Annotated in this window: 25 protein-coding genes and 5 pseudogenes; 22 read left to right on the plus strand and 8 right to left on the minus strand. The window is 66.3% G+C overall.

The window, feature by feature from the left end:
* Window positions 1-118 precede the first annotated feature (118 nt).
* From GNX96_RS06510 to GNX96_RS49420, 8 genes are all read left to right on the plus strand, one after another.
* The gene (locus GNX96_RS06510; protein ID WP_163567386.1) at window positions 119-283 is read left to right on the plus strand and encodes a hypothetical protein; all 165 of its coding nucleotides are present in this window, start codon (window positions 119-121) and stop codon (window positions 281-283) included.
* A 4-nt stretch (window positions 284-287) separates the two neighbouring features.
* Window positions 288-1619 (plus strand): lanthionine synthetase C family protein, encoded by a 1332-nt coding sequence (locus GNX96_RS06515; protein ID WP_163567387.1) that lies wholly within the window; start codon window positions 288-290, stop codon window positions 1617-1619.
* Between the two features lie 85 nt (window positions 1620-1704).
* Complete coding sequence (locus GNX96_RS06520; protein ID WP_163567388.1) at window positions 1705-1965, plus strand: lantibiotic dehydratase; 261 nt, start codon at window positions 1705-1707, stop codon at window positions 1963-1965.
* Window positions 1859-4039 (plus strand): lantibiotic dehydratase family protein, encoded by a 2181-nt coding sequence (locus GNX96_RS06525; RefSeq protein WP_163567389.1) that lies wholly within the window; start codon window positions 1859-1861, stop codon window positions 4037-4039. Before GNX96_RS06520 ends, GNX96_RS06525 begins: the two co-directional genes overlap by 107 nt.
* A complete protein-coding gene (locus GNX96_RS06530) occupies window positions 4032-4802 on the plus strand; it encodes a thiopeptide-type bacteriocin biosynthesis protein (protein ID WP_279579595.1) in 771 nt (256 codons plus the stop codon). Before GNX96_RS06525 ends, GNX96_RS06530 begins: the two co-directional genes overlap by 8 nt.
* Entirely contained in the window at window positions 4802-5650 is an 849-nt protein-coding gene (locus GNX96_RS49410; protein WP_279579557.1) for an ABC transporter ATP-binding protein, read from the plus strand. Before GNX96_RS06530 ends, GNX96_RS49410 begins: the two co-directional genes overlap by 1 nt.
* Window positions 5565-6521: an ATP-binding cassette domain-containing protein gene (locus GNX96_RS49415; protein WP_279579558.1), complete on the plus strand. Its 957-nt coding sequence runs from the start codon at window positions 5565-5567 to the stop codon at window positions 6519-6521. Before GNX96_RS49410 ends, GNX96_RS49415 begins: the two co-directional genes overlap by 86 nt.
* Window positions 6403-6720, plus strand: a complete 318-nt coding sequence (locus tag GNX96_RS49420; RefSeq protein ID WP_279579596.1) for a hypothetical protein — start codon at window positions 6403-6405, stop codon at window positions 6718-6720. Before GNX96_RS49415 ends, GNX96_RS49420 begins: the two co-directional genes overlap by 119 nt.
* Window positions 6721-6729: 9 nt before the next feature.
* Here the strand turns inward: GNX96_RS49420 and GNX96_RS06540 are convergent.
* Window positions 6730-7741 (minus strand): annotated as a pseudogene (locus tag GNX96_RS06540) (LacI family DNA-binding transcriptional regulator).
* A 225-nt stretch (window positions 7742-7966) separates the two neighbouring features.
* Here GNX96_RS06540 and GNX96_RS49425 point away from each other — a divergent pair.
* The 3 genes from GNX96_RS49425 to GNX96_RS49435 are packed head-to-tail and all read left to right on the plus strand — an operon-like array spanning window position 7967 to window position 9416.
* Window positions 7967-8542, plus strand: a complete 576-nt coding sequence (locus tag GNX96_RS49425; protein WP_279579559.1) for a hypothetical protein — start codon at window positions 7967-7969, stop codon at window positions 8540-8542.
* The gene (locus GNX96_RS49430) at window positions 8542-8952 is read left to right on the plus strand and encodes a hypothetical protein (RefSeq protein WP_279579560.1); all 411 of its coding nucleotides are present in this window, start codon (window positions 8542-8544) and stop codon (window positions 8950-8952) included. The genes GNX96_RS49425 and GNX96_RS49430 overlap by 1 nt, the downstream gene beginning before the upstream one ends.
* A gap of 2 nt (window positions 8953-8954) precedes the next feature.
* Entirely contained in the window at window positions 8955-9416 is a 462-nt protein-coding gene (locus GNX96_RS49435) for a hypothetical protein (RefSeq protein WP_279579561.1), read from the plus strand.
* A gap of 9 nt (window positions 9417-9425) precedes the next feature.
* Here GNX96_RS49435 and GNX96_RS06550 read toward each other — a convergent pair whose 3' ends face one another.
* Window positions 9426-10886, minus strand: coding sequence for an APC family permease (locus GNX96_RS06550; RefSeq protein ID WP_279579562.1), 1461 nt, complete (start codon window positions 10884-10886; stop codon window positions 9426-9428).
* Window positions 10887-11058: 172 nt separating this feature from the next.
* Here GNX96_RS06550 and GNX96_RS06555 point away from each other — a divergent pair, with 172 nt between their 5' ends.
* From GNX96_RS06555 to GNX96_RS06565, 3 genes are all read left to right on the plus strand, one after another.
* Complete coding sequence (locus GNX96_RS06555) at window positions 11059-11652, plus strand: TetR/AcrR family transcriptional regulator (RefSeq protein ID WP_279579563.1); 594 nt, start codon at window positions 11059-11061, stop codon at window positions 11650-11652.
* 68 nt (window positions 11653-11720) lie between these two features.
* Window positions 11721-12872 carry a Glu/Leu/Phe/Val dehydrogenase dimerization domain-containing protein gene (locus GNX96_RS06560; RefSeq protein WP_163567390.1) on the plus strand — a complete coding sequence of 384 codons (1152 nt, stop codon included), beginning with the start codon at window positions 11721-11723 and terminating at the stop codon, window positions 12870-12872.
* Entirely contained in the window at window positions 12869-14446 is a 1578-nt protein-coding gene (locus tag GNX96_RS06565) for a thiamine pyrophosphate-binding protein (RefSeq protein WP_279579564.1), read from the plus strand. Before GNX96_RS06560 ends, GNX96_RS06565 begins: the two co-directional genes overlap by 4 nt.
* Here the strand turns inward: GNX96_RS06565 and GNX96_RS49440 are convergent.
* Together GNX96_RS49440 and GNX96_RS49445 are read right to left on the minus strand one after the other, a co-directional pair.
* Complete coding sequence (locus GNX96_RS49440) at window positions 14428-14709, minus strand: alpha/beta hydrolase fold domain-containing protein (RefSeq protein WP_279579597.1); 282 nt, start codon at window positions 14707-14709, stop codon at window positions 14428-14430. The two genes, GNX96_RS06565 and GNX96_RS49440, sit on opposite strands and share 19 nt — an antisense overlap.
* A 52-nt stretch (window positions 14710-14761) precedes the next feature.
* Window positions 14762-15376: pseudogene (locus GNX96_RS49445) on the minus strand (alpha/beta hydrolase); the annotation flags it as partial.
* A gap of 127 nt (window positions 15377-15503) precedes the next feature.
* On the opposite strand from GNX96_RS49445, the gene GNX96_RS06575 reads away from it, so the two are divergent.
* The 3 genes and pseudogenes from GNX96_RS06575 to GNX96_RS49450 all read left to right on the plus strand — a co-directional run bounded on the left by GNX96_RS06575 (window position 15504) and on the right by GNX96_RS49450 (window position 17570).
* The gene (locus GNX96_RS06575; RefSeq protein ID WP_279579565.1) at window positions 15504-16586 is read left to right on the plus strand and encodes a helix-turn-helix domain-containing protein; all 1083 of its coding nucleotides are present in this window, start codon (window positions 15504-15506) and stop codon (window positions 16584-16586) included.
* A 110-nt stretch (window positions 16587-16696) separates the two neighbouring features.
* A pseudogene (locus GNX96_RS06580) lies at window positions 16697-17431 on the plus strand (TIGR03621 family F420-dependent LLM class oxidoreductase); the annotation flags it as partial.
* On the plus strand, window positions 17421-17570 hold the full coding sequence (locus tag GNX96_RS49450; RefSeq protein ID WP_279579566.1) for a hypothetical protein: 150 nt from the start codon (window positions 17421-17423) through the stop codon (window positions 17568-17570). The pseudogene GNX96_RS06580 and the gene GNX96_RS49450, both read left to right, overlap by 11 nt.
* On the opposite strand, the gene GNX96_RS49455 is transcribed toward GNX96_RS49450, so the two are convergent.
* The gene (locus GNX96_RS49455) at window positions 17567-18238 is read right to left on the minus strand and encodes an L-lactate permease (RefSeq protein ID WP_279579567.1); all 672 of its coding nucleotides are present in this window, start codon (window positions 18236-18238) and stop codon (window positions 17567-17569) included. The genes GNX96_RS49450 and GNX96_RS49455 overlap by 4 nt on opposite strands.
* Window positions 18239-18336: 98 nt before the next feature.
* Here GNX96_RS49455 and GNX96_RS49460 point away from each other — a divergent pair, with 98 nt between their 5' ends.
* Window positions 18337-18474, plus strand: a complete 138-nt coding sequence (locus GNX96_RS49460; RefSeq protein WP_279579568.1) for a hypothetical protein — start codon at window positions 18337-18339, stop codon at window positions 18472-18474.
* On the opposite strand, the pseudogene GNX96_RS49465 reads toward GNX96_RS49460, so the two are convergent.
* Both GNX96_RS49465 and GNX96_RS49470 read right to left on the minus strand, forming a co-directional pair.
* Window positions 18447-18935, minus strand: a pseudogene (locus tag GNX96_RS49465) (L-lactate permease); the annotation flags it as partial. The gene GNX96_RS49460 and the pseudogene GNX96_RS49465 overlap by 28 nt on opposite strands.
* Complete coding sequence (locus GNX96_RS49470; protein WP_279579569.1) at window positions 18877-19218, minus strand: L-lactate permease; 342 nt, start codon at window positions 19216-19218, stop codon at window positions 18877-18879. The gene GNX96_RS49470 and the pseudogene GNX96_RS49465, both read right to left, overlap by 59 nt.
* A gap of 142 nt (window positions 19219-19360) precedes the next feature.
* Between GNX96_RS49470 and GNX96_RS60905 the strand changes: the two genes are divergently transcribed.
* Window positions 19361-19777: a hypothetical protein gene (locus tag GNX96_RS60905; protein WP_313885590.1), complete on the plus strand. Its 417-nt coding sequence runs from the start codon at window positions 19361-19363 to the stop codon at window positions 19775-19777.
* A 153-nt stretch (window positions 19778-19930) separates the two neighbouring features.
* Window positions 19931-20173 carry a pentapeptide repeat-containing protein gene (locus GNX96_RS60910; RefSeq protein WP_313885599.1) on the plus strand — a complete coding sequence of 81 codons (243 nt, stop codon included), beginning with the start codon at window positions 19931-19933 and terminating at the stop codon, window positions 20171-20173.
* Here the strand turns inward: GNX96_RS60910 and GNX96_RS06595 are convergent.
* Window positions 20141-21249: pseudogene (locus tag GNX96_RS06595) on the minus strand (HoxN/HupN/NixA family nickel/cobalt transporter). The gene GNX96_RS60910 and the pseudogene GNX96_RS06595 overlap by 33 nt on opposite strands.
* A gap of 292 nt (window positions 21250-21541) precedes the next feature.
* Here GNX96_RS06595 and GNX96_RS49475 point away from each other — a divergent pair.
* Both GNX96_RS49475 and GNX96_RS49480 read left to right on the plus strand, forming a co-directional pair.
* Window positions 21542-22066, plus strand: a complete 525-nt coding sequence (locus GNX96_RS49475; RefSeq protein WP_279579570.1) for an SIS domain-containing protein — start codon at window positions 21542-21544, stop codon at window positions 22064-22066.
* On the plus strand, window positions 21948-22307 hold the full coding sequence (locus GNX96_RS49480; protein ID WP_279579571.1) for a sugar isomerase domain-containing protein: 360 nt from the start codon (window positions 21948-21950) through the stop codon (window positions 22305-22307). The genes GNX96_RS49475 and GNX96_RS49480 overlap by 119 nt, the downstream gene beginning before the upstream one ends.
* The last annotated feature ends 51 nt before the right edge of the window (window positions 22308-22358 follow it).

Genomic DNA, 22358 nt, shown 5'->3' on the forward strand with positions numbered 1-22358 from the left:
TCGATACCGGGAACCTTTCCTGGATCTTCCCGGTCGCCGCCCATCGCCAACGGCTCCGGCAGGCCGCAACCTGGACAGTGCTTGCCTGTTCTTCTTCTTCTCTCGAAAGGAAAATGACATGCCCAACGGCTTGGACGAATTCGACCTGGATATTCGGCTGGAGGAGCCGAACTACCAGTCGCCGTGGTCCGGACCGGCACACACCTCCGGTCCGGTTGGTTGCGACGACTCGCACGACGCGACCTGTGGACTCTGCAACACCCACGGTTGGGACTGCCGGTAATTCCATGACAAGCCTGAAACCTGCGCCGGCGCCGTCCGGTCCGATGGCGCCGTGGCGTACGCCGCTGCCCGTGCCGTTGGCGGCGATCGCGGTCTCGACCGCGACCGAGGTGGCTGAGCGCCTGCGCGCGATGGGCAGCGCGCAGGCCCTCGGAACGCCGGTCGCGCCAACGCAGGCCGGGCTGGAATCGTCGGCGGGCGCCGCTGTGCTGCATGGGCAGTTGGACCGGCTGCGGCCGGGGCACGGCTGGGACCATGCCGCCCACGCGGCGCTCGCCGATGCCACCCGGGCCATCGAAGGGCCCTGGAGCGCCCACCCTGGACTCTTCGGCGGACTGGGCGGAATCGCTTTCACCGCCCACTGGCTCTCGCAGGGCGGCAGCCGATACCAGCAGTTGCTGGCAAAAGCGGACGACGCGATCGTACCGATCGCACGGGCTCGCGGCGAACAGTTGGCGAAGACCCCAACGGGCCTGCCGTCCCGGGCGTACGACGCCGTCGCCGGGCTGGCCGGGACGGCCGGCTATCTCCTTCGCAGGACCGAAAATCCGGCAGCTGTCCAGTCGTTGCGAGCCGTACTGGCCGGGTTGGTGGTGCTCACCGGCGAAGGGCCGGACGGGCCCAACTGGTTCACTCCGTTCGACGCGCTCGTACCGGAAAGCCCGATGGCCAAGGAATTCCGGGAAGGCGCCTACAACCTGGGCTTGTCGCATGGCATTCCCGGGCCGGTAGCAGTGCTGTCGTTGGCCGCGACCGCTGGCATTTCGGTGCCAGGACAGGAAGTGGCGATTGAGCAGGCCGTGCAATGGATCCTGAATCACCGCCTTGACGACGAATGGGGTCCGAACTGGCCGGCCGCCGTCCCGCCGTCCCAGCAAACTCGGGATCTGCCCTATCCGGCGCAGAGTGGATGGTGCTATGGCACTCCCGGAATAGCCAGGGTGCTGTGGTTGGCTGGCGCGGCCCTGGACGATGACAAGCTTCGATCGATGGCCCTGCAGGCGATGGCCGCCGTCTATCGCCGGCCATGGAAAGTCAGGATTGTCGGCCGTTCCCCAGGGTTGTGCCACGGCGTCGGCGGTCTGCTGCAGATCACCCTGCGGTTCTGGAATGACACCGGCGACGACCTGTTCGCGGCCGAGGCAATCGATCTTACTGAGAGACTTTTGGCCCTGTACCAACCAGAACGTCCGCTCGGCTATTTCGCATCGGAGGCCGGTGGTGAGCTGGTGGACCGGCCGGGGCTGCTGGACGGCGCGGCCGGTGCCGCCCTTGCCCTGCTGGCCGCGGGCAGCGACCGGGAGCCCGGCTGGGACCGGCTGTTGTTACTAGCGTGAAGGAGAAAAAAGGTGGGTCGAGCGAGCCGACAGCCGCTGTATCGGCCGCTGGACTGGCTGATGGTGCGTACGCCGGTGCTCCCAGTTGAGCAGTATCTGGCGCTGGCCGGCCAACCGGAGCGTCAGTGGCCAACCGAAACCGCTCCGGGCTCGGCGGTGGCCGGCCGACCCCCGAATGCAGCGCGCCCTCGCGGTCGGTGCCGGCGATCTCGTACGAGCGCTGGAAAACCCGCCAACGAGTGCGGCCGCGCAGCGGCGTTTGGCCGGGAAACTGTTGCGCTATCTCATCCGGATGTCCATTCGGCCGACGCCTTTTCGGGGCCTTCGCTGGCGTCGGGCTGGCTGAATGGGGCGATCGTACTGACCTCTCCCTGAGCGCCGACCACCCGCGTACCCATACCAGGCCGGACATGGGCTGGCTGATGGATTTCGTCGCCACCGTGGAAAGACGTGCCGAAGTGCGGTCCGGTCTGAACTGGTACGCGAATCCGGCCGCGTTTGTCCGCGCCGATCGGCTCTTCCTCACCGAAAGAGCGACCATCGGCGATCCGGCTGAGGCCGGCCGCGCGGTTAACCTGCGAGCGACCGGGGCCGTACGCACGGCGTTGGAATGCGCTCGTACGCCTATCCCGTACGAAGAACTGATTGGCCACCTGTCGGCCAGCGGTGCGTCGCGTTCCAAGGTCGAACCGTTTGTCCAGCAACTGTGGGAACAAACGGTGTTGCTGACCGATCTGCGACCGCCGCTGACGATCGCCCATCCGGCCCGGTATGTGGCCGAGAAGCTGGCGAGCATCCCGACCGCCGCCGCCGAGGCCGCCGGCGCGCTGGCTGACCTGTTGACCGAGATAGCCGACTGGGACCGGCTCGATCTCGATCAAGCCGCACCCGGCTATGCCAAGCTGGCAGCCAAAGCGCAGGCCGCTCACGAAGTCGTACCGAGCAAGGACGGCCCGGCCGGGAAAGGGCCGCTGCAGACGGACTTGGCGCTTTCACTGGAAAATCGCCAGGTCAGTGCTGCGGTGGCAAGCGAGGTGGCCACCCTTGCCGAGACCTTGCTCCGGTTGTCGCCGCGGCCCAATGGCTCCATCCATCTCGACGAGTATCGGTCTGAATTCGAGACAAAATACGGATCCGAGCGGGAGGTGCCGATCCTGGAGCTGCTCGATCCCAAGCTGGGCCTCGGCGCGCCCGGTCATTCGCACCGGCCGGCCCGTGCTTCGCATAGTGAGCAACCGTCCGTACGAGAGCGGACTCTGGTCGATCTCGCGTTGAATGCCATCAAAGACGGCCAACAGGTCGTCGAGTTGGACGCGGCGACAATGGACAAGCTCCAGGTCGAGGAGCTGAAACCAGCGAACGCGCCGACTTCGCTGGATATTTCGGCTTTCGTGCTGGCGAGGTCGGCCGCGGCGGTGGATGCCGGCGATTTTCAAGTGGTGATTGGACCGAATCTCGGTGCCGGCTCGGCCGGCCGGGTGCTCGGCCGGTTCGCGGACCAACTCGGCGCTTCGGCGGTGGCCGCGCTGCAGGCGGTGGCGGACGCGGAGACAGCCCGGGACAGCGAAAAGATCCGCGCCGAGGTGACCTACTTGCCACGCAGCTGCAGGCTCGCCAACGTCACCATCCGCCCACTGGTCCGCGACCGGGAGCTGGCGCTGGGCACCACGCCCGGCGCCGCACTGGACCGGCAGTTGCCGGTGAACGAGCTGACGGTGGGCATTCGGGACGGTCGATTCGTGATCCGTTGGCCGGCCGCGGATCGGGAGGTGGTGCCAACGGCCGGGCATATGCTGAACACTTCGAATGCGCCGGCCATCGTACGGTTTCTGGAAGAGGTCAGCCGTGACCACCGGACAACCTTCAGCTCGTTCGACTGGGGACCCGCGGCCGGATTTCCCTTCCTCCCACGTGTACAACTGGGCCGTGCCGTGCTCACCCCGGCCCGCTGGCAGATTCCCGCCGGCACCCTGGACTGCTCGGCGCCGCAGGCTTTCGCCGCCTCTTTCGGAAAATGGCGGGAGCGCTGGCAACCGCCGCGGTATTCGTATCTCGCCCTCGCCGACAACCGGCTGCTGCTCGACCTGGATGAGCCAGACCATCTCGAGCAACTTCGGGCGGAGAGCAGGAAAGCCGGCGGCGACGGTCCCGCGGTCCTGCTGCACGAGGCGTTGCCGGCGCCGGATCACGCCTGGGTGCCGGGCGCGGATGGCACGTACCTGAGCGAGCTGGTGGTCCCCGTTGTGTTGAACAGCGAAGAAAAAACCGCGTGCCGCGCGAGCGCGGGCCGCGGCCGTACCACCGGTCGCCCCACCGCTCCCGCAGGCGAGGCTGTGGCCACCGGGCAGCGACTGGCTGTTCGCCAAGCTCTACCACCTGCCGCCGTACGAGCAGGACCTGCTGGCTGGTCCGATTCGTGATCTCGCCAGCGAGGCGACCGCCAATGGGCTCGCCGACTCGTGGTTTTTCATGCGTTACGAGGATCCGGAGCCGCATATCCGGGTGCGTTGGCACGGCAATCCCGACAAGTTGAATGACCGGCTCGCGCCCACCCTGTTGCGCTGGGGAGCCGATCTGGTGGCGCACGGCTATGTGCAACGGTTCTGCCTCGACACGTACGACCAGGAGGTGGAGCGCTACGGCGGTCCCGCCGCGATGGTGGTGTCCGAGCGACTCTTCGCGGCCGACAGCGTCGCCGTGGTGGATTTGCTGAGCCTGCTCGAACAACAAAAGTCGGACATCGACCGTACCGAGCTTGCCATCTACTCGGTTGACCGGCTGTTGGCCGCACTGGGCCTCGACACGGCCGAGCGTGAGCGCCTCTACGCCGCTGGATTGGTGGAACGCAAGGACACCTCGGAGGAGTTCCGGGCGCAGCAGCCCGCTCTGCGGTCGGTGCTCGGAGAGCCGGACTGGCTGCTCAACCAACCCGATGGTCCGGCCGCGCGGGAAATCCTCGCCGCGAGGGACACTGTTGTCGGGGCGGTGGCGGATGATCTGGACCAGCTAGCGGAGAATGCCGAACTTCTGCGGCCCAAGATTCACCTCGCCCGCAGTTTTGTGCATATGCACTGCAATCGGCTACTGGGCTGCGGCCACCCGCCGGAGCAGCGAGTCCTCGGTCTGGCTTTGCGTACCAGGGAAAGCCTCGTGCGCGCACCCTGGCGCCCGCGAGCGACTTGATGACGGCCGACGCGGGTCGGCCGCTGGTCGGGGTCGATGACCTGTCGCTGCCGAAATGGACGCTCATCGAGCAGCAAGTGGCCTCCACCAGTTTGTGGCGCACCTTACGGGCGCTGCCCGCGGGCGTACGACTGGTGGTCGGGTTGGCATGGCGGTCGTCCCGGTGGCTCACGGCGGCGGCCGGCGTGTTGGCGATAGTCAGCGGATGCGTAACGGCGTTTGGCTTGCTGGCGACCGCGGATGTGCTGACCTCGTTGTTGGCGAAGGGCCCGACGCCGGCGCTCGTGGTAGCGTCGCTCCCGGCCGTTGTCCAGGTGGTGGCGGCGTTTTCGGCGCGGGCCTTGCTGGAAGCCCTCAGCGGCGCGGCGCAGGCGGTGTTGAAACCTCAGGTTGAGCAGGCCGCGCAGGTCCAAGTGCATACGGCGGTATCGAAGGTGCCGCTGATTGCCTTTGAGGACAGCGATTACGCCGATTTGCTGCGGCAGAGTCTGCTGCATGGGGTCAACAGCATTGGGTCCAGTATCAAGGCGATCGCGGACATCAGCGGATCGGTGATCTACTTGTGCGCCGCGGTGGTCGCCGCCGGGCTGCTGCATCCATTGCTGGCACCACTGGTTTTGCTGGCCGTCGTACCCGAATGTCTGGGGGCGTCCGCGCGGGCAGCCAAGCTCTCTTATCGTTCTTTCCTGCGGATGGTTTTCCCGGCACCGGCGACAGAGCCTTGCGAGCGACCTGCTGACCGACCGCGACAACGCCGCCGAAATGCGCGCATGCACTGCTGGATCGGCGCTGCTGGGCGAATATCGCCGGATCAGCGACCAGTTGACCGCCGAATCGCGGCGGGTTGAGCTGGCGAAAACCCGTGTCCACTTGGTAGGACGCGCGATCGCTGGGGTCGGCAGCGGGGTTGCCTTCGGGGCGTTGGGGATGCTGCTCTATTCCGGCACGCTTGCGTTGGCGCTGGCAGGTGCCGCCATGGTGGCGATGCGGATGGCGGCATCGGCACTTGCCAACACAATGTTCGGCGTCAATACACTCTACGAGAACACGTTGTATCTGGAGCTCTATACAACTCTGCTGGAAGAGACCGCAAAACGTACGGCCACACCATCCGACCTCGCCGCGCCAGCCGATCCGCAGCGGATCAGCACCGAAGCGATGTCATTCACCTATCCTGGCCAGGACGCGCCGGCGGTGCGCGACATCGACCTGACGATCCACAAAGGACAGACGATCGCGCTGGTGGGCGAGAACGGATCGGGCAAAAGCACGCTCGCGAAACTGCTCACCGGGCTCTATCAGCCGACAACCGGGACCGTCCGCTGGGACGACGTCGACCTGACCACCGTCGACGAACTCTCGATCCACCAGCGCATCACCATGGTCCTGCAAGATCCAGCGCGTTGGCCGATGACCGCGGACGACAACATCCGCATCGGCCGCCTCGACCGCCTCGACCCGACCGGTGAAGCGCTGTCCCGGGCGAGGCGCGATTCCGGCGCCCATGCGGTGATCGAAGAACTGCCGCACGGTGGAAAAACCGTACTGTGTCCGGAGCTTCAGCAACGGCCGCGACCTGTCCGGCGGTCAATGGCAGCGGATCAGCGTCGCCCGCGGCCTCTACCGGGACGCCCCGATCCTGGTGGCGGACGAGCCAACCGCGGCGATGGACGCCCGGGCCGAACATGCGGTTTTCCAGTCCTTGCAGCGATTGAGTGAGTCAGATGGCGACGCGCGTACGACTATTCTTATTACTCATCGGCTGGCCAACGTGCGGCACGCTGATGTGATCGTCGTGTTGGAAAAGGGCAGGATTGTGGAGCAGGGGACGCATGAATATTTGATGGCGTCCGAGGGGGTGTACGCGACTCTTTTCTCTTTGCAGGCGTCTGCTTACCAGGCCGAAGGGGTTGTTTGAGCCGCGCGGTTACATGGTGGAAGAGCGGACGACGAGTTCGGGGGCGAAGACTACCTGCTGGTGTTCATGTGTGGAGCCATCTCGTGCTTCGGAGAGGAGGAGCTCCGCGGCCGTACGGCCCAAAAGTTCTCGTGGTTGGCTGACTGAGCTCAGTGGTACGGCGGCGGCGCTGGCGAATTCGATGTCGTCGTAGCCGACGATGGCGAGGTCGTCGGGGGCGCGGCGGCCCAGTCGTACCATTTGTTGCAGGAGGCCCAGGGCCAGCAGATCGTTGGCGCAGAAGGCAGCGGTGGGGCGGCGGGAGGCGGGTAGGCCGGCGAGGCGTTCGCCGGCGCGGCGGCCTTCGGCGACGTTGAGGGCGGTGGTTTCCAGCACGACGAGGTCGCCCTTTCCGGATTGTGCCAGGGTTTCCCGGGCGCCGCGGAGTCGGTCGGCGACTTGGCCGATGCCGATGGGGCCACCGACAAAGGCGATTCGGCGGTGACCGCCGTCCACCAGGTGGGTGACCGCGAGTTCGCCGCCGAGCAGGTCGTTGACGGTAACCGAGCAGCTGCCGGGACCGCCGGCGCGGTCGACCACGATGACTGGCATGCCGCGTTGGCGCAGGAGGTCGATGCGTTCCTCGTCGCCGGCCAAGGGGGTGATGAGCATGCCGCCGACCCGTTGTTCTTCCAGCAGGTCAACGTAAGCGGCCTGACGGCTCGGATCATCGCCGCTGTTGCAGAGAAAGACCGCCATGCCGGCCGCGTCGGCGACCTGCTGGACACCGCGGGCAACGTCGGTGAAGAACGGGTTTCCGCCGTCCAGCACGACAAAGGCGATCGTACGACTGCGGCCGGAGCGCAGTTGCCGGGCCGATTCGTTGCGGACGAAGCCGAGGGACGCAATTGCTGCCTCGACGCGGGCGCGAGTCCGCTGGCTGACCTGTTCCGGCCGATTCAGCACGTTGAGAGACGGTGCCGAGCGAAACGCCCGCCGCCGCGGCTACATCCTTGATGCTGGGTGCCCCGGCGCCCGTCATGTGCGTCTCCGCTTCGGCCATCGTCAGGCGTATTTGAAACGTATTAGGCGGCGATGCTAACCAGCGGGCCTGGTAGACGCAAGGGTGTCGATCACTGGCCACCTTTGGACATGAATCATTTCACCGCGGGTGGGATGTGCGGAGAGCGCCTTGACGAGGCTGTACGCGCACCCTAGCGTGCTGCTGAAAGGTTTCACCCGAGGGCCCGGATTCGCGGAGGTTTGGATGACTTCAGTGCCTGAGACACTGCCGCGGGTGCGGCCACGCAAGGCCAAAATTGGCCTGGTGGCCGGCGGCCTCGGCGCGTACTGGCCACAGTTTCCCGATCTGCTTCCCCAGCTTCAGCGCTCAGCGACGCGAGTGGGAGAACGACTGCGGGCGCTGGGCGAGGACGACTTCGAGGTGGTCGATGTCGGATTCATCTCCGATCCGTACGAAGGCGCGGCGGCGGCCGAGCGGCTGCGGGTCGCCGGGTGTGACCTGATTGTCGGTTTTCTGACGACGTACATGACGGCGTCGATGCTTGCTCCGGTAGCGCAGCGAAGCGGTGCGCCGGTGCTGCTGATCAACCTGCAACCAACCGAAAAGATGGACCACGACACCTTCGATACCGGCGCCTGGCTGGCCTACTGCGGCTCTTGTCCGTTGCCGGAAATGGCCAACACCTTTCGCCGGGCCGGCATCGACTTTCGGAGTGTGTGTCGGGCTTTCTGGAGGACGAGCGGGCGTGGACCCGGATCGGTCGGGGGGTACGGGCAGCGGCTGTGCGTGGCGCGCTCCGGCACGCCCGGCATGGGCTGATGGGCCATCTTTACCCTGGCATGCTGGATGTCTCCACCGACCTCACCTCGGTTTCCGCGCAGCTTGGCGGACATGTCGAGGTGTTGGAACTGGATGACCTTCGAGTACGGGTCGAGAAAGTGTCAGATGCCGAAGCGGTCGCCCGAATGGACTTGGCGCGTTCGGTTTTCGACCTCGATGACACCGTCGATGAGACCGATTTCGCTTGGGGCGCTCGGGTCTCGGTCGGCCTCGACCGGCTGGTCGAGGATTTCGGTCTGGATTCGTTGGCCTACTATCACCGAGGTTTGGCCGGCGAGCAGCATGAGCGCCTGGGCGCCGGCCTGATTTTGGGCGCATCGCTGCTGACCGCGCGCGGAGTCCCGGCAGCTGGCGAGTACGAACTGCGGAATTCGCGCTGGCCATGCTGATCATGGACCGCCTCGGCGCCGGTGGGTCGTTCACCGAGCTGCAGGCGCTGAACTTCCTCGACAACGTCGTGGAAATGGGCCACGATGGCCCGGCTCACCTGGCCATCAGTGGTCGCCGCCCGCTGCTGCGCGGGCTGGGTGTCTATCACGGAAAACGTGGCTGGGGTGTCTCGGTGGAATTCGACGTACGGCAGGGGCCGGTGACAGCTTTCGGCCTCGGGCAGGCGAAAGACGGCAGTTACCTGATGGTCGCCTCCGAGGGCACGGTGGTGCCTGGCCCGCTGCTGAGGATCGGCAACACCACCTCACGGGTGGATTTCGGCTGCGATCCAGGAGAATGGACTGATTCCTGGAGCGCTTCCGGTGTTGACCACCACTGGTCGCTGGGCACCGGCCACCGCGCCGCCGAACTGGCCGCGGTGGCCGATCTCCTCGGCCTGGACTTTCGCGAAGTGCGAGTTTAGGCCACGATCCTACGAAATCAGGTCGGGTTCGCGGTCGGCTTTGCGCAGCTGGTACGAGCCGACCACGAAGAAGATCACGCCCACCAGGATGATGGCGAGCAAGGGCAGCACCTGGCTGAGAGTGTAACCGAGCCGCTGCCCAGCGAAACTCGCCGGCAGCGAGTCGTCCGGACTGCCGGACGTGCCGAACCAGCCGACGCCGAAACCGGGCCACAGCAAGACAACCACGGTGAACAGCACGATCAGTCCGGTGACCGACGAAACCACCCACGCGCCGATGCGGCCGCCGGGCACCTGGTACGGCCGGGGGAGGTCGGGCAGTTTGCGGCGCAGCACGGTCAGTGCCGGGAACATCGCGATGTACGTGAAGAAAGTCGTCGAGATCGCGAGGCCGAGGGCGGCGGAGAAGTATTTCTGACCGTCGCCGGAGGTGAGTACGCGCGCCAACACCATCATAATCGTCGACAGGATGCCGGACAGCACGTTGATGCGGACCGGCGTGCCGAATCGCGGTGAGATTTTTCCCAGCCAGGCCGGGCCGGCGCCGTCCGTGCAGGCCACCGCCTGGGCCCGATCGCCGCCCATCGACCAGGTGACGCCACTGGTGAGCAGGCCAATGATGAAGCCGGCAGCGCAGATGCCGGCGAACACCGCGCCGGCGCCGGACAACTCAACCGTGCCGTCGGAGTGGACACTTCCGCCGTAGACGGTGAAAACCGCCTTCACCGCGTCCAGGAATCCACCTAGCCCGTTGATTTGTTTGGCCGGCAGCACCAGCAGAATGCACAGGATCGGTCCGCCGTACAAGATGAACGCGCCAAAGCCGGTGCGCAGCACGGCGAAGGGGATGTCCCGCTGCGGGTTGGTCATCTCCTCTGCCGCGTTGCTGGGGAGTTCGAAGCCGACGTAGTTGAAGATCAGCACCGGTACGAGCGCGATGAATCCGAGATAGCTGGGCGCGAAAGCGCTGCCGGTCAATGGCTGGATGCCGTGTTGTACGCCGTAGACAATCGCAGTGACAACAAAGAAGCCGAGCATCAGGATGCGTACGAACGCGCCGGCGGTGGGGATCCATTTGCCGATGTTGAGGGCGGCCAGCACGCCCAGCACGGTCGCCCAAATGAAGACCAGACCGCCCAGGTAACCCCAGAATCCGGGCAGCGGGAAGAAAAACGTCTGGAAAGTGGTCACCGCGAGAATGCACAGCGTGCCGCCCACCCAGACCGGGTTGGAAAACCAGTACATGACCTGGTTGATCGCCGCCACGAACTTGCCGAAGGCGAGCTTGGTCCACACGTACGGCCCGCCCTCGACCGGGATCGCGGTGCTCAGCTCGGACACCAGCATTCCGTACGGCAGCAGGAAAACCGCGGCGAGGATCACCATCCACACCAAGCCCTGCGGGCCGTGTGCGGCGACCGAACCAATGGTGTCCAGGCCGACCATCGTGCACACCAGGAAGGCCAGCACATCGAAGCGCCGAAAGGTCTTGCGCAGGTTTTTGCGCTGGTTGTCCCATTGCGCTCAGGGTTGGGCTCGTCGACATCGCCACACCTCGTACTGACTACTCGATCAGTAAACTGTTGGAGTCACTGTGTGGGCAGGGTCGCCGGTTGTCAAGGTCGCCGGTACTGTTCCGGAGGTGGAACGGGAGCGGAAAGCGGTGGCGGTCCGGCGGGACGAGATCCTTGCCGCGACGCTGGACCAGGTGCGCGAGCGCGGCATCGCGGGCACCAGAGCGGCCGAGATCGCCAAGGCGCTGGGCGTGAGTACGGCACTTATTTTCTACCACTTCGGCACCATCGAGAACCTGGTCGCCCAGGCTTTCGCGGCGGCCGCTGAGCAAGATCTCGCGGCCCTGGATCGGACCCTCAAGAAGACCAGTGGTGGCGCCGAAAAACGGCTCCGGGCGGTGCTGCGGCAGTACGGTCCGACCGGCGACGCGGCCGGTTGGACGCTGTGGATCGAAGCTATCGCGGCCGGCCTGCGTGACCCGATTCTGGGTGACGTGGCGCAGCGGCTGGACCTGCGGTGGCGGGAGACGGTGGCCGACCTGATCGTCGAGGGGGTGGCCAGCGGGGAGTTCCGCTGCGCCGATCCGCGGGCCGCCGCATGGCGGCTGACCTCGCTGCTGGACGGCCTCGCGGTGCAGTTGGTGGCCCGTCCCGGCGCGATCACCCGGCGCGAGGTGACCAGTTGGCTGCAGGACTGCCTCAAGGCCGAGCTGGGCATTTAGGAGTCCTTGACGGATCGGCCCATACTCTCGATACTGACTAATCAATCAGTCAGTAGCGAGAGGTGTCCATGGCCGCGTATCTGGAGGTCACCTGGGTCGATCCAGTGACCGGTACGACCGGTTTCCTGGTCATCGACCGGTTGGTGCGCGGAGTTTCCAGCGGTGGGCTGCGGATGCGCGCGGGCTGCACGCTCGACGAGGTGCGTGGGCTGGCCGCCGGCATGACGTTGAAAGAAGCGCTGCATTACGACTCGACGGGCCGGTACGTGCCGCTCGGTGGCGCCAAAGGGGGCATCGACTTCGACCCGTACGATCGCAACGCCCGTGAGATTCTGGGTCGTTATCTCACCGCGATGCGGGCGCTGATCGAGCGGCATTGGACGATGGGCGAGGATTTCGGGCTACGCCAGGACACCATCGACGACGTGCTCGGCGAGATGGGCATGGGTAGTTCGATCCAGGCGGTCTATCCGTTGCTGGACAACGAAAAGCAAGCTCGCGACCGGCTCGCGGCGGCGTTCGGGGTGAAGGTCGACGGCGTGCCGCTGGATGAACTCGTTGGCGGGTACGGCGTGGCCGAAGCGACTTTTTGGCTGCGCTGCCAGCAAAAGACGGGCCGGTACGGGCGGGTGGTGCAGGGTTTCGGGTCGATGGGTGGGGCCACCGCGCGATATCTGGCCGCTGCCGGAGTTCTCGTGGTGGGCATCGCCGACCGGCACGGCGTGGTGGCGAATCCGGCCGGCCTGGACGTGGAAAACCTGTTGCGGCACCGCGATCCGCTTGGCGGCATCGACCGGATGGGACTGCGTCCCGGGGACACCACGCTGCCGCTGGACGATTGGCTCGCGGTGCCGGCCGAGGTGCTGGTGCCTGCGGCCGTTTCCTATTGCGTGGACGAAACGAACTGCGATCGGGTCGCGGCCCAGGTGATCGTCGAGGCGGCGAACCTGCCGGTGACCGCCGCCGCGGAGCGGTCGCTGGCCGCTCGCGGGGTCACCATCATCCCGGATTTTCTCGCGAATTCAGCCACAAACGCCTGGTGGTGGTGGACTTTGTTCGGAGACATCGAGCCGACCGCGGAATCCGCCTTTGGCAAGATCCGGCAGCGGATGCGCGCTCTCGTCGCGGCCACGCTGGCCCGGCCTGGCACACCACGCGCCGCCGCGCTGGCGCTGGCCGCGCAAAATCTGGACCGGATCGCCGTACGATTCCCGTCGTGAGCAGACAAATGACCGGCGGCGAGGCCCTGGTGGCCGGGTTGGCCACCCACGGCGTGGACACCGTTTTCGGGATTCCCGGCACTCACAGCCTGCCGATCTACCCGTATTTCCAGCAGTACGGCATCCGGCATGTGCTGACCCGGCACGAGCAGGGTGCCGGCTATGCCGCTGACGGCTATGCCAGGGTGAGCGGCCGGCCGGGCGTGGTAGTGACGACCACCGGTCCGGCGATCCTCAACGCGGCGACCGCCGCCGCACAGTCCTATTCGGACTCGGTGCCGGTGCTTTTCCTTTCGCCAGCGGTGCCGGTCGACCATCCCGGCCGCGGAAACGGGCTGTTGCATGAGGTCAAGGATCAGCGGGCCGCGATGGACGCGGTCACCGCCGGCAGCCATCGGGTGCACAGCGTCCAGGAGATCCCGGTCGCGGCGCGGTGGCGCAGGCTTTCGCCGATATGCGTACGGGCCGGCCGCGACCTCGGCATATCGATGTGCCGCTGGATCTTCTCGACCGGGTCGCGAGCGTACGGCTGCCGGCGCCCATCCGGGTGGCCACCGCGATCGCGGACCCGCGCGGCGATCTCCGAGGCCGCGCACATGCTGGCTGACGCTCAGTTTCCGGGCATCATCGCCGGCGGGGGCGTACGAGCCGCGGCCGCGGAATTGGCGAGGGTGGCCGAGTCGCTGGGCGCGCCGGTGATCGCGAGCACCAACGGCAAGGGAATCCTGCCGGCTGATCATCCGCTGTCGCTCGGCGCCGGCCTGCACCATCGCGCGGTTTTCGACTTTGTCGCCGAATGCGATGTGCTGCTGGCGATCGGCACCGAGTTGGCGCCTTCCGATCTTTTCGCCGGTGGCCTGGAGTTTCGTGGCAAGCTCGTACGAGTGGATATCGACCCGGCGCAGTTGCTGACGAACGCCGAGCCGGACCTGGCGATCGTTGGCGATGCCCGGCAGGCGTTGACCGAGCTGGCTTTGGCTTTGCCAGCAAGGGAATCGACGCAGCGGCCAGCGCAGTGGCGGGAACGGGTCAGTGCGCAGGCCGCCATCGAAGGCGCCCCATGGAGGTCCATTGTGGACAGCCTGGCGGCGGCCCTTGGGCGGGACGGCGTGGTCGCCGCCGACAATGCGATGGTCAGCTATTACGGCGCACTGTCGAACCTGCCCGGCTATCGGCCCGGGTGCTTTCTTTTCCCCACTGGGCTGGGAACCCTCGGCTACGGCCTGCCAGCCGCGATTGGCGCGAAGCTGGCCGAGCCGGACACTCCAGTGGTGGCCCTGGAAGGCGACGGTGGCCTGATGTTCACCGTCGCGGAACTCGCCACCGCCGCCCAGCTGGGGTTGCCCTTGCCCGTACTGATAGTGGACAACGGCGGCTATGGCGAGATACGCAACGAGATGGCCGAGCGTGGCGACCCGGTCCACGCGGTCGACCTCGGCCATCCCGATTTCGTTGCGCTAGGCCAGTCTTTGGGGTGCCACGCGATGACGGCCGGCGACCTCACCGAGGACATCACGAACGCCCTGGCCGCCGATCGTCCCACCTTGATTCATATTCAGAGTGCGCGGCGGTAATACTCGATGGTGTCGGCGGCCATCCGCTTGCTGATCGTGGCGTCGACGATCATCCCGGAGCCGTGGAAAGTGCCCGGGTAGAGATGCAGCTCGGTGGCGACCCCGGCTTGTACGAGCCGTTGCGCGTAAATCATGCCTTCGTCGCGCAGCGGATCGAATTCGCAGACGCTGACGTAAGCCGGAGGCAGCCCGGAAAGATCCTTGGCGCGGGCGGGCGCGCGCGTATTCGGACACCGCGTCGCCGCCCGGCTCGACCTCTTCAGGAAGGTAGAAGCGCCAGCTCGCGGTCGCGTTCGGGCGGTTCCACAGAGGAGTGTCGGTGTAAGCGACCATCGACGGCGTCGTGAGCCGGTCGTCCAGTTCCGGTACGCCGAGGATCTGCGCCTTGATCGCCGGGCCGCCGCGGTCCCGCGCGAGCAGCGCGGTCGCCGCCGCGAGGCCACCGCCGGCGCTGTCGCCGCCGACTCCCAGCCGGGTCGGGTCTATGCCCAGGTCAGCGGCCTTGGCGGCGGTCCACAGCAGGGCCGCGTAGCAGTCTTCCAGGCCGGCCGGGAACCGGTTTTCCGGAGCCAGCCGGTAGTCGACCGACACCACGACCATGGACAGCTGGTCCGCGAGTCGCTGGCCCAGCGGATCGACCTGGTCGAGGCTGCCCAGGATGAAGCCGCCGCCGTGGATGTAGACCAGGCCCGGCAGGTCGCCGCCGTGCTCGGCCGGCGCGTACACCCGTACCGGCACGTCCGGGCCACCGTCCGGGCCCGGGATCGTCAGGTTCCGGATCTCCAGCGGCTGCGTCGGCTCGTACGTGTGCTGGGTGAACAGCTGCGGGATGCCGCCCGAGCGCAGAGCGGCGAGGTCGAGGTTGGCTATGTCGATCTTGGGCAGCATCTCCACCCAGGGCCGCAACTCCGGATCAAATGCATACGTCATGGTGTCCTCCTTCTCGGCTATCTAAAGCAAGGATGGTCCCTTCCGCTACCGGAAAGCAGCCGCCAGCTGGCGGGCATCGCGGCCATCCGCGAGCCAACTGGCGGGTTCACGGCGTAGGGTCCGGCCTATGGAAGGGTTGATCCTGCGGCTGTCCGCCTTGGACGCCGACGCGGAGAAACGCGCTGCGAGTGATCGGCTTCTTCGACCAGATGATCACCGGGCCGACCGATGTGGACACGCTGGTACGCAATGCCGCGCGGCTCGCGGAGTGCCCCGCGGGCGTACGGGTGGACGGCGGTTTGTTCGTACGAGCGGACCCCAGCGGCCGGCTCAGCACGGCCGGCAAGGTGCCGGCGTCGGCCATCCGCCGCAAGTTCGCTGGTGGGATGACGATCTGGCTGGAGCGGGCCAGCGATCCGTTGCCGCTGGACGCGCGATGGTGCTGGAGCGTTTCGCGATCACCGCGGCCGCGCTGCTCGACCACTCCCGGGTGCCGGCGCCCGAGCTGGGCGATCCGGCGCTGGTGGAGCTGGCTTTGTCTGACAGCGCTGGCATCGCTGAGCGCTCGCGGGCACTGCAGTTGCTTGGGCTCGCGCCGACCACACCGGTTTTCGTGCTGGCGGTGCGAAGTTCGACGACGTCCGGGTTCGACGAGGTGGTTGCCGCGCTCGGCGGCCGACCCGCCGGCGTACGGACGGCTGATCTCGGGCAGCAGCGGGCGGCTCTGGTGAGTTGGCTTTTCCCAGACACTGAACCGCACATCCGGCCGCCGGCCGGGACGATCGTCGGAATCGCCGAGCGGACGCCGGCCATCGAGGCGCCGCGGGCCTGGCGGTCCGCGCGTACGGCGGTGCGTTTGGGCACGGCAGTACAGCCGGTCGTACGAGCCGCCGAGCTCGGCGGTTTCGCGCTGCTAGCCGAAAGGCTCACTGCCGCGGACATCGCGACGGTGGCCGATGTGACAGCTCTGGACCAGCTCGCAAGGGGCGCGAGCGGCGCGGAAACCCTGGATATCCTGATCGCGGTGGAGGCAACGGACTCGGTTCGCAAGGCGGCGGCCGCCGTGTTTCGGCACCACAGCACGGTGGCCGCGCGGCTCGCGCTTGCCGAGTCCGTGCTGGGTTTTCGCGTGGACACCCCGGCCGGCCGTGCTCGGCTGCAACTCGCGCTCGTCCTGCGTCGAATCCGGGACACCGCGGGCCCGACGTAAGGTCCAGGAGGTAACTTCCGGTCCGAAGGGATATTAGGGTGTGTCTCCTAACCCCAGCCGGCGCTTGGATCTCGACCCTCATCCACCTGGAATTAGGAGACACGCCCTAGGTGAGCCGACCTTTTCGTTTTTCCGTCAATCTGCTGGCGGCCTGCGGCCGCGATGAGTGGGTAGGCAAGGCGCGTACGGCCGAATCAGCTGGCTACGACGTGATCATGGTGCCCGATCACCTCGGCATGCCGGCGCCCTTTACCAGTCTTTTGCTGGCGGCAGAGGCGACCGAGCGGCCGCGGGTGGCGCCTTTCGTTTTGAACGTGGCTTTTTACAACCCCACGCTGCTGGCCCGTGAGGTCGCCGGCCTCGACCAGCTCACCGGTGGCCGGCTGGATCTTGGCCTGGGCACCGGATATGTGAAAGCGGAGTTCGACACCGCCGGGCTGCCCTTCGAAAGCGGCGGCCAGCGGGTGGACCGGCTGGAGCACACGATCCTTGAGCTGGACCGGATTCTGGCCGACCCTGACCATCAGCCACGACCAGTCCAGGCACCGCGACCGCCGCTGTTGATCGGCGGCGCCGGGGACCGGGTGTTGCGGCTGGCCGCGAAGCACGCCGAAATCATCGGTTTCACTGGGGTGGCCAAGGCCGGTTCCCTCGTCGCCGGCGACACCGCGACGCTCGTCGAGCGGGCGGCTTTCACCCGTACGGCGGCCGGAGAGCGCGCCGACGACGTCGAGTTCAACCTGTTAATCCAGCGGGTCGCGGTCACGGACAACCCGAAGGCCACCCTGGAGCGGGCGCGGATGATGAGCCCCGATCGAACCGACGCGGACTTGCTTGACGACCACACCGATTCTGCAGATCGGTACGGTCAAGGAAATCGCGGACCGGCTGCGCGAGATCCGAGCGGACACCGGCATCTCGCATTTCACCGTCCTGGAAACCTCGATGAAGGATTTCGCCGCGGTGATGGAGGAGTTGCGTTAGCCCACCCGCATCCAGCCCAGGACCGGGGTGGACTGCAGGAAGACGATCACGCACATCGCCAGCAGAAAGAGCGCGCTCCAGCCGAAAACTCGACGGAACAGCACGCCTTCGGCGCCGACTTCGCCGACCGCGGCGGTACCGATCGCCAGGTTCTGCGGCGAGATCATCTTCGCCATCACGCCGCCGGAGGTGTTCGCGGCGCCGAACAGGATCGGGCTGGCGTGCAGCTGTTGGGCCGCGGTCACCTGCAGTTTCCCGAAAAGCGCGTTCGAGCCGGCGTCCGTACCGGTGACCGCGACGCCGAACCAACCGACCAGCGGCGAGAGGAAGGCGAAGAACACGCCGGCGCCGGCGAGCCAGAGGCCGAGCGTGGAGATCTGGCCGGACAGGTTCATCACGTACGACAGCGCGAAAACGAGCAAGATCGTCACGATCGCCCAGCCGAACTGCCGGAGCGTCTGCCCGTACGTTTTGAGGGCCGCCAACGGTTTCACGCCGAGCAGCAGCGCGGTGATCACGCCGGACAGGAAAAGGAGGGTGCCGGTGGCGGACAGCCAGTTCAGCTTGTACGCCACTGAGACCGCTTTTCCCGCCTGCGAAAGGATGCTCAGGCCCGGCCAGCTGAAAGTGATGGTCGGTGCGTTGAGGACGGTCGCGATGGCCGGCACCTGGGCGAGGGGAGAAAAGCACCACAACCACCGCGTAGGGCGCGAAAGCCAGCACCACATCCTTGCGGGAGTCGCCGCCGGGGTCGCCCACTCGCCGGGTGAAAGTCGGGTCGTCGGCGGCGCCACCGGCGATCACCGGCACCGCGACGACGGCTGGCCGCGGCTTCCATACCCGGTTCAGCAGGATGACGGCGAGCGCGGACACCAGCGAGGCGAAGATGTCGCAGAGTTTGTAGTTGACGAAGTTGGAAAACGCGAACTGCGCGATCCCGAAGGACAGCCCGCAGGTGAGCGCGGCCGGCCACACCTCGCGTACGCCCTTCCAGCCGTCCACGATGCCGACCAGGACGAAGGGCACGAAAACCGCGAGAATGGCGACTTGGCGGCCGGCCATGGCACCGAAGGAGCCGGCGGACAGCTCGGTGACCTGGCCCATGATGGTGATCGGGTTGCCCAGGCCGCCGAACGCCACCGGAGCGGTGTTCGCGACAAGTGCTACGGTGGCGGCTTTGAGCGGGTGGAAGCCGATCGCGATCAGCATGACGGCACAGATCGCGATCGGCGAGCCACCGCCGGCCAGCGATTCCAGCAATGCGCCGAACGAGAACGCGATGACGATCGCCTGGATCCGCCGATCGTCACTGATAGCCGCGAAAGCCCGCCGCAGCACCGCGAAATGCCCGGTTCGTACGGTCAAGTTGTAGATCCAGATCGCGTTGAAGGTGATCCACAGAACGCGCGAGAATGCTCAGCGCGGCACCGAAAACGCCCGCGTTCAGGGTCTGTCCAATCGGCATGTGATAAACGGCGATGGCGACCACCAGCGAGATCAGCAGCGCCGCCGTACCAGCCCAATGGGCGCGCCACTTGAAAACGCCGAGCGCGATCAGCAATGCCAACAACGGCAGCGAAGCGAGCAAAGCAGACAACGTCAGCGAACCGGTCGGATTCAGGTTCTGCGTGTACACCGGCGCCTCCATGACCATCGGCCAGGTCGTTCATGTATGTGACATGAAACACATATCTGAAAGGCCTATGATGGCACTGTGTGTCGCGGCGGGTGGAAGGGGCGACCAGGATGGACTTGTGCCAGCCCGCCGGCATGGGCAGGAGAGTGAACCATTGCCCGAGAAGTCTGAGCTGCGCGCCGACTGCGCCAGCTGTTTCGGCCTGTGCTGTGTCGCGCTGACGTTCGCGAAGTCGGCGGACTTCGGGATAGACAAACGCGCCGGCGAACCTTGTCCGAACCTGGCCGATGACTTTCGCTGCGGCATTCACCAAGACCTGCGACCGCGCGGGTTTGCCGGTTGTACGGTCTATGACTGTTTTGGTGCTGGCCAGAAAATCTCCCAGGAGACTTTCGGTGGTAAGGATTGGCGACAGGCGCCGGAGACCGCCGGTCACATGTTCGCCTTGCTTCCGGTGATGCGCCAGTTACACGAACTGCTCTGGTATTTGGCCGAGGCCCGGGAGCTGGAGCCGGCGCGCGCTCGCTGCGAGACGAGATCGTTCGCGGGTACGACGAAACCGAGCGACTGACTCACGAAAACGCCGATGTCCTCATGAAATTCGACGTGGCCGAACACCGGCAGGGTGTCAACGTGTTGTTGGTGAAGACCAGTGAACTCGTACGAGCTAACGCCGGGCGTAAGAAAAAAGACCGTAGCGGAGCGGACCTGATCGCGCGCACGGCTGAGGAATGCCGACTTGCGCGGCGCGAATCTGCGCGGTGCCTACTTGATCGGCGCCGATCTTGGTGCGGCGGACCTGCGGTTGGCTGATCTGATCGGCGCCGACGTGCGGGACGCAGACCTGCGCGGGGCCGACCTCACTGGCAGCATTTTCCTTACCCAGTCTCAGGTCAACGCGGCGCGCGGCGACGCTCGTACGAGACTTCCGGGCTCAGTCAGCCGACCCGGGCACTGGAGCCGATGACCAGCGGTCCTCTATTCGGGCGAACCGCCAGACCGCGAGCGCGACGATCCAGGTGAGGACGAACAACCCGACGATGACGAATCCCACGTAATTCAGGTCCAGGCCGGCGATCCAGCCCAGCGGGCCGGAGTCTATGCCGAGTTTGTCCGCCAGTAGGCCGATCAGCTCGACGCCGCCGATCACCACCGCGACCAGCACGGACAGCCCGGTGATGGTGATGTTGTAGTAGACCTTGCGGACCGGCTTGGCGAAGCCCATCCGTACGCGAAATTCATGAAGGATCCGTCGATGGTGTCCAGCAGTGACATGCCGGCGGCGAAAAGTACCGGCAGGGTCAGGATCGCGTACCAAGGCAGTGACGAAGCGGCCGCGCCGCCGGCCAGCACCAGCAGGCCGATTTCGGTGGCGGTGTCGAAACCGAGGCCGAACAGCAGGCCCACCGGATACATCTGCCACGGTTTGGTGACGGCTTTGGTGACCCCGCGCAGAATCCGGTTCATGAAGCCGCGGTTGTTGAGGTGGTGCTCCAATTCGGCTTCGTCGTAGTCGCCGTGCCGCATCCGCTGGAACACCTTGACGATCCCGACCAGGATCACCAGGTTGATGATGCCCAGGATCATCAGGAAAACGCCCGAAACCAGCGTGCCGATCAGGCTGGTGACCTGGTGCAGGGTGGAACTGTCATCACCCAGTTGGCCGGCCACGTGAATGCCGAGCGCCAGCAGAACGCACAGCAGGAACACGATGCTGGAATGGCCGAGTGAGAACCAGAATCCGACCGACATCGGCCGTTTGCCGTCGGCCATTAGTTTTCGCGTGGTGTTGTCGATCGCGGCGATGTGGTCGGCGTCGAACGCGTGTCGCATGCCCAGCGTGTACGCGGTGACACCGAGCGCGATGCCGAAAATGCCGCTGCCGACCTTGTACCCGGCCGGAATGACCAGCAGGACGAGAGTGCCCCAGCCCAGGAGGTGCAGGACGGCGATCATGGTCACCATGCCGCCGGCGCTGCGCCACTCGCCAGGCGAGAGGCTGAACCGGCGAGTGCGAACCGCGGCAGCGGTGGGAGCGGCCATGGCCAGCCTTTCTTTACGTCCTCAGTCTTCTTCCCCCATTATCTGGTATCTGCAAATGACTTGCATCAGGTGGGCCAGGGTCGATGGCAATTTCGCGCCGGTTTGATGCTCAATAGGGCAAAGGTCCGCCCGTTCGAGCGTCCTGTAGACCAGTGGTGGCGTTCGGACGCGGTACGCGCAGCGTGTGACGCGGCGACGGAGCGCACTGGTCTCCGGCAAGTGGCGGTTCCCCTTCTCATCGGCCGGCCTGGCTCCTAGCGTCAGGCCGAGGTGACGGCGACATGGAGGCGATGTGACCTATCCGACGGTGCGGTGGACGGCGGCGGCCGAGCAGGCCAGGGCGGTGGTCGACCGGATCATCGAGACCCAGGGTGGGCCGGTCACCGAGGCCGCCGAGCTGATCGCGGCGGCCATCGCCGACGGGGCTGTGGTGCAGGCTTTTGGCACTGGCCACTCCCGGTCACTCGCGCAGGAATTCACCGGCCGGGCCGGCGGCCTGCTGCCCGTCAACATGCTCGCGGTCAAGGATCTGGTGCTGTTCGGTGACACTGACCCGAAGGAGATCCTGGATCCGCTCTGTGAACGCGATCCCGGCCTCGCGGAGCGGATTTTGCGGCTCGCTGAAGTGGATCCGCGCGATGTCTTCGTGATCGCCTCGCAGTCCGGCGGCAAACGGCGTCATCGTGGAAATGGCCCAGTTGGCCCGCGCCCGCGGTCACAAGATCGTCGCGATCACGTCGTTGGAGCACAGTCGGCGGATCACTTCGCGGCATCCAAGCGGGTTGCGGCTCTTCGAGGTCGCCGATGTGGTTATTGACAATTGCGGGCGCTACGGAGATGCTTCGGTGCCGCTGCCGGACGGTGCTGCGACCGGGCCGATGTCCACGGTTGCCGGCGCTCTGATCGTGCAGTTGGTCGTCACGCAGGTGTGCGGCCGGCTGCTGGAGCGCGGCATCCGTCCACCGGTCATGGTTTCCAACAACGTGCCCGAAGGCGACGCCCACAACGAGGAACTGTGGGCGCGGTTCGGCGCGCGGATCCGACCGGTGGAGCCGTGAGCCGACGGCTGCCGCACCGGTTCGGAGGCGTACGTGCGATGGGGAAGAGCT

It is taken from the genome of Fodinicola feengrottensis (genome assembly GCF_010993775.1).
Classification (GTDB): domain Bacteria; phylum Actinomycetota; class Actinomycetes; order Mycobacteriales; family HKI-0501; genus Fodinicola; species Fodinicola feengrottensis.

Coding starts and splice junctions, on each gene's coding strand:
- GNX96_RS06510 (WP_163567386.1), top strand. CDS start 119: ATGCCCAACGGCTTGGACGAATTCGACCTGGATATTCGGCTGGAGGAG.
- GNX96_RS06515 (WP_163567387.1), top strand. CDS start 288: ATGACAAGCCTGAAACCTGCGCCGGCGCCGTCCGGTCCGATGGCGCCG.
- GNX96_RS49410 (WP_279579557.1), top strand. CDS start 4,802: ATGACGGCCGACGCGGGTCGGCCGCTGGTCGGGGTCGATGACCTGTCG.
- GNX96_RS49415 (WP_279579558.1), top strand. CDS start 5,565: ATGCGCGCATGCACTGCTGGATCGGCGCTGCTGGGCGAATATCGCCGG.
- GNX96_RS49425 (WP_279579559.1), top strand. CDS start 7,967: ATGACTTCAGTGCCTGAGACACTGCCGCGGGTGCGGCCACGCAAGGCC.
- GNX96_RS49430 (WP_279579560.1), top strand. CDS start 8,542: ATGGGCCATCTTTACCCTGGCATGCTGGATGTCTCCACCGACCTCACC.
- GNX96_RS49435 (WP_279579561.1), top strand. CDS start 8,955: ATGGACCGCCTCGGCGCCGGTGGGTCGTTCACCGAGCTGCAGGCGCTG.
- GNX96_RS06560 (WP_163567390.1), top strand. CDS start 11,721: ATGGCCGCGTATCTGGAGGTCACCTGGGTCGATCCAGTGACCGGTACG.
- GNX96_RS06575 (WP_279579565.1), top strand. CDS start 15,504: ATGGAAGGGTTGATCCTGCGGCTGTCCGCCTTGGACGCCGACGCGGAG.
- GNX96_RS49470 (WP_279579569.1), bottom strand. CDS start 19,218: ATGGAGGCGCCGGTGTACACGCAGAACCTGAATCCGACCGGTTCGCTG.